Annotated in this window: 7 protein-coding genes; 5 read left to right on the forward strand and 2 right to left on the reverse strand. The window is 71.5% G+C overall.

The window, feature by feature from the left end:
* Window positions 1–249, forward strand: a 249-nt coding sequence (locus tag Q0R63_RS07710; RefSeq protein WP_295695977.1) for a hypothetical protein, incomplete at its 5' end; no start/stop codon positions are given.
* A gap of 133 nt (window positions 250–382) precedes the next feature.
* Here Q0R63_RS07710 and Q0R63_RS07715 read toward each other — a convergent pair.
* Together Q0R63_RS07715 and Q0R63_RS07720 are read right to left on the reverse strand one after the other, a co-directional pair.
* Window positions 383–1,429 carry a hypothetical protein gene (locus Q0R63_RS07715; protein WP_295695979.1) on the reverse strand — a complete coding sequence of 349 codons (1,047 nt, stop codon included), beginning with the start codon at window positions 1,427–1,429 and terminating at the stop codon, window positions 383–385.
* The gene (locus tag Q0R63_RS07720; RefSeq protein ID WP_295695981.1) at window positions 1,426–1,971 is read right to left on the reverse strand and encodes a SigE family RNA polymerase sigma factor; all 546 of its coding nucleotides are present in this window, start codon (window positions 1,969–1,971) and stop codon (window positions 1,426–1,428) included. The genes Q0R63_RS07715 and Q0R63_RS07720 overlap by 4 nt, the downstream gene beginning before the upstream one ends.
* Before the next feature lie 95 nt (window positions 1,972–2,066).
* On the opposite strand from Q0R63_RS07720, the gene Q0R63_RS07725 reads away from it, so the two are divergent.
* From Q0R63_RS07725 to Q0R63_RS07740, 4 genes are all read left to right on the forward strand, one after another.
* Window positions 2,067–2,765, forward strand: a complete 699-nt coding sequence (locus Q0R63_RS07725) for a TMEM175 family protein (protein WP_295695983.1) — start codon at window positions 2,067–2,069, stop codon at window positions 2,763–2,765.
* The gene (locus Q0R63_RS07730; protein ID WP_295695985.1) at window positions 2,762–3,613 is read left to right on the forward strand and encodes a PHP domain-containing protein; all 852 of its coding nucleotides are present in this window, start codon (window positions 2,762–2,764) and stop codon (window positions 3,611–3,613) included. Before Q0R63_RS07725 ends, Q0R63_RS07730 begins: the two co-directional genes overlap by 4 nt.
* A gap of 57 nt (window positions 3,614–3,670) precedes the next feature.
* Window positions 3,671–4,474, forward strand: a complete 804-nt coding sequence (locus tag Q0R63_RS07735) for a ParA family protein (protein WP_295695987.1) — start codon at window positions 3,671–3,673, stop codon at window positions 4,472–4,474.
* A 100-nt stretch (window positions 4,475–4,574) separates the two neighbouring features.
* The gene (locus Q0R63_RS07740; RefSeq protein WP_295695989.1) at window positions 4,575–5,624 is read left to right on the forward strand and encodes an NAD(P)-dependent alcohol dehydrogenase; all 1,050 of its coding nucleotides are present in this window, start codon (window positions 4,575–4,577) and stop codon (window positions 5,622–5,624) included.
* Window positions 5,625–5,881: the final 257 nt, after the last annotated feature.

Genomic DNA, 5,881 nt, shown 5'->3' on the forward strand with positions numbered 1-5,881 from the left:
GAGGAGCGAGCCCTGCGCCTGCTGGGCGAAGACGACGAACTCGGCGTCGCGGTCACCGTCGGCTCTGCCGAGCATCCGTCCCCCTCAGCGTCGTCGTCGGCCAGTGTGGCCGTCTCCCTCTCCTACGGTGCCGGGGTGGCAAAAGGTTGCCACGCGGTGGCTGCGGGTCCGGTATGCCTCGCGGCGCACCTGCCTGGACAGGGCCAGCACACCACGACGAAGGCCCGGCGCGTATGCCGCGCTGTCTGAGACCACGGGCAACACGCAGGTCGGCACCCTCGTTCAAGACGACAGGACGGAGTGCTGATCACACGGGGGTGGGGTCAGCACTCCGTCATGATGGTCCGGCCCGGAGGCCGCGGACCGCAGGTCGGTCTTGGTGCTACCTCAGTACGGGCTTCACGTGGGCGGTGCCCGCGCTGTCTGTCCACCGAATCTCGGTGAGCGTGACCTGGGAGGGCGCGAGCGCACCCGTGCTGTCGTACTTGCCGGGGACGGTGACGGCGAGGGCGCGGCTCTTACCCAGGGGCACGGTGGGCACGACGTGCGACGACCCGTCGCTGAGGAAGGCCGTCACCGCCGCCGCCGTCGTCACCTCAGGTCGGATCACAGCGAGCACGGTCCACGGTGCGTCGGCCTGGGGGCCCGCGGTGAAGCCGTTCACGTAGATGTCCTCGGGGCCGGCCACGTATGAGCCCTGATCGGACCCCAGAGCCGTACCGTCTGCGGTCAGCCAGACCTGCTCCCCGCCGACCGTGGCGATGCTCCCTACATGGCCCTGGCCGTCCACCGGGCGTCCGCGGGAGTCGAACCACAGGATGCTCTCGACCGGGTTGTCGCCGGTGAGGGGTTTCTCGTAGTAGGCGACGAAGGCTGAGTAGTCCGTCCCCGGGATCGCTGCGACGTCGGAGGCGTAGCCCCCGAAATCGTCGGAGGCGGTGACGATAATCCTGTGCTGCGCCGTCGCTGACGGGATCACCCCGAGGACGACGGACGAGGTCCCCCCGTGCGCCCAGGTGATGCGCCGGTCCGCGGGGTCGATCCCGGCCCCGACCATCGACACGAACCCGTCGGCGGTCTTCTCGGCGTAGTCGACCATCAGGTCCTTGCCGTCACCCGGGCGGACGGACACCACGTAGGTGTGGTCGACACCGCCGAGGTTGGCCGGGCCGGGCGACACGAGGGTGACGGAGCTCGTGCTCGGGGCGGCGGGGACCGGGGCCGCCACCGGCCGGCCGGTCGTCAGCAGTTGAGTCCCGACGGCGACCACGGCGACCGCGACGGCGGCGACGAGGGCGGCGCGGATCCGGCCGCGCCGGACCACGCGCTCACCGGCGCCGATCACGGCGGCAGGGTCGAGACCGGCATACGGGGCGGGGGTGGTGGCGTGGAGCTGCTCGCGCAGCTGCTCCTCGTAGGACGTGCTCATCGCGGGCTCCTCTCGGGTCGGCGTGTGGCTGGATCGGGTGCGGGCAGGCCGGACAGCTCGCGGAGGGTCGCCAGCCCGCGGCTCGTGGCGGCCTTGACCGTGCCGACCGAGACCCCGAGCGCATCAGCGGTGTCGCGCTCGCTGAGGTCGGCGTAGAAACGCAGGACGACGGTCTTGCGCTGCTGCTCGGGCAGCCGGGCGAGGAGCCGCACGATCTCGTCGCGGTCGTCGCTGGCTCCGCTCCCGGTCGTGCCCCCGGCAGCGACTGGTCGGTCAAGAGTGTCGGTGAGCACCTCCCGGGACCGGGACCGCCAGACGTCGACCTTGTGGTTGACCAGGACGCGCCGCGCGAAGGCGAGCGCCGTCTCGGGGCGGACCTTCGCCCAGGAGACGTAGGTCTTGACCAGCGCTACCTGGACCAGCTCGCGGGCGGCCTCGGTCGACCCCGTGAGCAGCCAGGCGGTGCGCATCAGCGATGGCTCGGCCTGCACCATGAAGTCGGTGAAGGCCGCGTCCCCCTCGGCCTTGCTCGTGCGTCCCATGCCTCCCCCTCGTCGCGCCTCAGCCTGTCACCCCTCACTACGGGCGGGGACACGAAAAGGTTGAGACGTCGGCACCCTTCGCTAAAGTGACTGCCATGAACGGGGGACGGTCGACGACCGACGAGGCCGGCCGGGGAGCCGCCGAGCGGCTCATCTTCTTCTCCGACGCCGTGGTGGCGATCGCGCTGACACTTCTCGCGATCGAGCTGCCGGTGCCGGAGGGGTCGACGCCGCAGGCTCTCGCCAAGGCCGTCGGGCGGGGCGGCCAGCAGTACCTCGCCTTCCTGATCAGCTTCCTCGTGATCTTCCTCTACTGGAACGGGCACCACCGGCAGTTCCGCTACCTCACCGACGCGACCCCGGCCCTGGTGCGCTGGAACGGGTTGTGGCTCTTCGCCATCGTGCTCACCCCCTTCGCCACCCGCGTCCTCACCGGGGGTCAGGGCGAGGACCACGGCGCCTTCCCGTGGCGCTTCGGGGTGTATGCCGTGCTCCAGGTCATCGCCGGTCTCGCCTCTCTCATGTCGGCCCGGACGATGCAGACGCAGCACCTCGTGGCGGAGGGTGCGCCCACGGAGCTCTTCCACAACTCCTACGTGCGGATCGGGTCGCTCGTCGTCGTCTTCGCCCTGTCCATCCCGCTCGCCTTCGTCCTCGGCGAGTACACCTACATCGGGTGGAGCCTCGCGCCCGTCGTCATGCGGCTGTGGTTCTTCGTTGCCGCCCGCCGACGTCCTGCGCCCAAGAGCCCGGCGCCCAGTAGCCCGGCTCCCAGCAGCCGGGCGTCGGCGTGAGGATCGACCTGCACACCCACTCCCGCGCCAGCGACGGCACGCAGCCGCCGGCGGAGGTCATGCGGTCGGCGCGCGAGGCGGGGCTCGACGTCGTCGCGCTCACCGACCACGACACGACGCTCGGCTGGGCCGAGGCCACCGACGCCGTGACCCGCGAGGGGGTGGCGCTGGTGCGCGGCATCGAGATCTCCTGCGAGCGCGGCGGCACGTCCATCCACCTCCTCGGCTACCTCACCGACCCCGAGGCGCCCGGCCTGACGGGGGAGATCACGAAGGCGCGCGAGGCGCGGGTGAGCCGGCTGGAACGGATGGTCGCGCTGATGGTGGCGGACGGCATACCGATCACGTATGCCGAGGTGCTGGCCCAGGTGCCCGAGGGGGCCACGCCGGGCCGTCCCCACATCGCGGATGCGTTGGTGCACAAGGGAGTCATCGCGCACCGAGACGAGGCCTTCGCCGACTGGCTGAGCAACGACAGCCGGTTCTACGTCGGGCACTACGCCCCCGACCCGGTGCGGGCGGTGGAGCTCGTCGTCGAGGCCGGCGGGGTGGCTGTCCACGCGCACCCCTTCGTGCGGACCGCGGGTCGCACCGTCCCCGACAGCCTGATCGAGGAGATGGCCGCGGCCGGGCTCGGGGGCGTGGAGGTCTACCACCGGGACCACGACGAGGAGGCGCGTGCTCGCGGGCTCGCACTCGCCGCGCGGACGGGGCTCTTCGTCACCGGGTCGAGCGACTACCACGGGACGGGAAAGCGCAACGTGCTGGGCGAGAACACCACGACCCCCGAGGTGCTCGCGCAGATCGAGGACCGCGCCAGCGGCGTCACACCCGTCGTCCGGCCCTGACTCTCCTGCCAACCCCTGCTGGAGCCGGACCGCACCCCCCGATGACAGACTGACGCCGTGCCCCCACGCAGCAGGGCCCGCAAGGCCCCTCGTCCGCCCTCCGGTGCCACCGTCGTCTCGGTCGCGAACCAGAAGGGTGGCGTCGCCAAGACAACGTCGGTCGCGAGCCTGGGCGCCGCCTTCGCCGAGGCCGGCCGGCGCGTGCTCCTCGTCGACCTCGACGCGCAGGCGTGCCTCACCTTCTCGCTCGGGGTGGACCCGGATGCCGTGGAGGTCTCGATCAACGACGTGCTCACCGGTACGACCCCGGCAGCCGACGCCGTCCTCCGCTGCGACGACGGGGTCGACCTCATCCCGTCGGTCATCGAGCTCGCCGGGGCCGAGGCCCAGCTGCTCCCGCGGCCGGGCCGTGAATACGTGCTGCGGACCGTCCTCGAGCCGCTCCTCGGCGACTACGACGTCGTGCTGCTCGACTGCTCGCCCAGCCTCGGGGTGCTCACCCTCAACGCCCTGACGGCGTCCCAGGGCCTCGTGATCCCCATGCCGTGCGAGATGCTCAGCCACCGGGGTGTGGGCCAGCTGCTCGACACGGTGGCCGACGTGCAGCGGATCCTCAACCCCGGTCTCGAGGTGCTCGGCATCCTCCCGACGATGTATGACGGCCGCAGCAACCACGCGCAGGCGGTCCTCGCCGACATCGGGGAGCGTTACGGCCTCCCGGTGCTCGACCCGCCGATCCCGAGGACCATCCGCTTCGCCGAGGCCCCGGCCGTGGGCCGGTCGATCCTCACCACGGCGCGCACGTCGGCCGCGGCCCAGGCCTACCGCGACGTGGCGGCCAGCCTGCTGAAGCGGATCTGATCTTCTTTGCCCCGGCATGCCCGTGCCGGGAATGTCTGCGCGCTGCGGAGACTTGGAACTCAGAGTGCCCCTCAACATCCTCGACCCTCAAGGAGCCTGCATGTCCCCCGTTGCCGCCCTGTCCGTCGCCACCGCCGGTGGCCCCCTCGAACCAGCCGGTATCGAGCTGCGTCCGCTGCGTGACGACGACATCCGCATCGACGTGAAGTTCGCCGGCATCTGCCACAGCGACATCCACACCGTCCGCGAGGAGTGGGGCGAGGCGCACTTCCCGCTCGTCCCCGGCCACGAGATCGCCGGCGTCGTCGCCGAGGTCGGCGCAGCCGTCACCCGCCACAAGGTCGGCGACCGCGTCGGCGTCGGCTGCCTGGTCGACTCCTGCGGCACCTGCGAGTTCTGCAAGGACGGCCAGGAGCAGTTCTGCTCGACCGGAAGCGTCGGCACCTACAACAGCAAGGGCTACGACGGCGAGTGGACGCAGGGTGGATATGCCCAGCAGCACGTCGTCTCGGAGCGTTTCGCCGTCAAGATCCCCGAGGGGCTCGAGCTGGACGAGGCCGCGCCCCTGCTCTGCGCCGGGATCACGACCTGGGAGCCCCTCAAGCGCTGGGGCGCCGGTCCCGGCTCGAAGGTCGCCGTCGTCGGCCTCGGCGGTCTCGGTCACATGGCCGTCAAGCTCGCCGTCGCCATGGGCGCCGAGGTCACTGTGCTCTCCCGCTCCGCGGCGAAGCGCGACGACGCCCTCGGGCTCGGTGCCGTGACCTATGTCGCCACGGCCGACGAGGACGCCCTCGGCAAGCTCAAGGGCAGCTTCGACATCATCATCAACACCGTCAGCGCGGACCTGGCGATGGACGACTACCTCGCGATCCTGCGCCCGCTCGGCGTGCTTGTCAACGTCGGCCTTCCCAGCGAGCCCTACTCGGTGCGGCCCGGCTCCGTCGTCGGCGGCAGCCGCGTCCTCGCCGGCTCCAACATCGGCGGCATCCCGGCCACCCAGGAGATGCTGGACTTCTGCGCAGAGCACGGCGTGGGCGCGACGATCGAGACGGTCGACGCCAAGGACGTCAACGCGGCATACGACCGGGTCGTGGACGGGGACGTGCGCTACCGCGTCGTCATCGACACCGCGACGATCCCCGCGGTCTGACACGTCGGCCGGACGCCGGCCACCCCGCACGCGACGACGCCCGGACTTCTCCTCACCTGAGGAGGAGTCCGGGCGTCGTATGCGTGGGGCCGCCGGACTTCTCCTCAGGTGAGGAGAAGTCCGGGCGGGCCGACTGACGAACGACCTACTCGCCGGCGGGTTGCGGCGCGCTCTCGGCTCCGGCGTCGCTGCGGCCGCGGCCGCCTCGGCGGCGACGGTTGCGGGGACGCGCGGCACCCTCGGAGCCGGCTCCGTCG

It is taken from the genome of Lapillicoccus sp. (assembly GCF_025353065.1).
GTDB lineage: Bacteria > Actinomycetota > Actinomycetes > Actinomycetales > Dermatophilaceae > Lapillicoccus.